This window comes from Peribacillus sp. NPDC056705 (genome assembly GCF_043656335.1).
The window spans coordinates 1-1,080 of record NZ_JBHTYI010000271.1 but is presented as its reverse complement, the minus strand read 5'-3'; the positions used below and the strand labels follow the sequence as shown (position 1 = coordinate 1,080).

9 tRNA genes and 1 rRNA gene are annotated in these 1,080 nt (G+C 49.6%); all 10 read right to left on the bottom strand.

What is annotated here, in order from left to right:
- Positions 1-158: 158 nt before the first annotated feature.
- A tRNA-Ala gene (locus ACFRAK_RS29620) sits at positions 159-234 on the bottom strand.
- Between the two features lie 10 nt (positions 235-244).
- Positions 245-321: transfer RNA gene (locus ACFRAK_RS29615), tRNA-Pro, on the bottom strand.
- Between the two features lie 9 nt (positions 322-330).
- A tRNA-Arg gene (locus tag ACFRAK_RS29610) sits at positions 331-407 on the bottom strand.
- Between the two features lie 15 nt (positions 408-422).
- A tRNA-Leu gene (locus ACFRAK_RS29605) sits at positions 423-511 on the bottom strand.
- 12 nt (positions 512-523) lie between these two features.
- A tRNA-Gly gene (locus ACFRAK_RS29600) sits at positions 524-598 on the bottom strand.
- Positions 599-603: 5 nt separating this feature from the next.
- Positions 604-685: transfer RNA gene (locus ACFRAK_RS29595), tRNA-Leu, on the bottom strand.
- Between the two features lie 9 nt (positions 686-694).
- Positions 695-770: transfer RNA gene (locus ACFRAK_RS29590), tRNA-Lys, on the bottom strand.
- Positions 771-812: 42 nt separating this feature from the next.
- A tRNA-Thr gene (locus ACFRAK_RS29585) sits at positions 813-888 on the bottom strand.
- An 11-nt stretch (positions 889-899) separates the two neighbouring features.
- Positions 900-975: transfer RNA gene (locus ACFRAK_RS29580), tRNA-Val, on the bottom strand.
- A 10-nt stretch (positions 976-985) separates the two neighbouring features.
- Positions 986-1,080, bottom strand: a 5S ribosomal RNA gene (rrf, locus tag ACFRAK_RS29575); the annotation flags it as partial.

Below are 1,080 nucleotides of genomic sequence, written 5' to 3'. Positions count from 1 at the left end.
AATGTTTGACTTGCTCATTTGCTTTTTTGATAGTGTGTGCTCACTTAAAATTTAACGTTGGCGCTTTGTTTTGTTCAGTTTTCAAAGAGCAATTTGACTCTTCTTAAAGAATCAACTTTCTTATCATATCAAAGCCAAATTGGCTTGTCAAGTTTTTTTGGTGGAGCCTAGCGGGATCGAACCGCTGACCTCCTGCGTGCAAGGCAGGCGCTCTCCCAGCTGAGCTAAGGCCCCAAAAAAATCATGGTCGGGAAGACAGGATTCGAACCTGCGACCCCTTGGTCCCAAACCAAGTGCTCTACCAAGCTGAGCTACTTCCCGAAAAAAATATGGTGCGCCCGGCGGGAGTCGAACCTACAACCTTCTGATTCGTAGTCAGATGCTCTATCCAATTGAGCTACGGGCGCATATTAAGATGAAGATGGTGCCGAGGACCGGAATCGAACCGGTACGGTAGTCACCTACCGCAGGATTTTAAGTCCTGTGCGTCTGCCAGTTCCGCCACCCCGGCATAAATAAATAGTGGAGCGGAAGACGGGATTCGAACCCGCGACCCCAACCTTGGCAAGGTTGTATTCTACCACTGAACTACTTCCGCGAACATGCGGGTGAAGGGACTTGAACCCCCACGCCTTGCGGCGCCAGATCCTAAGTCTGGTGCGTCTGCCAATTCCGCCACACCCGCATAATAAAATGGTGAGCCATGAAGGATTCGAACCTTCGACCCTCTGATTAAAAGTCAGATGCTCTACCAACTGAGCTAATGGCTCATATAAACTATTTATATATGCTATATCAAGCTTGTATGAAAATGGTGCCGGCAAGAGGACTTGAACCCCCAACCTACTGATTACAAGTCAGTTGCTCTACCAGTTGAGCTACACCGGCAAGTGTAAAAATGGTGGAGGATGACGGGATCGAACCGCCGACCCTCTGCTTGTAAGGCAGATGCTCTCCCAGCTGAGCTAATCCTCCATATATAACTGCTTGGCGGCGTCCTACTCTCACAGGGGGAAACCCCCAACTACCATCGGCGCTGAAGAGCTTAACTGCCGTGTTCGGAATGGGAACGGGTGTGAC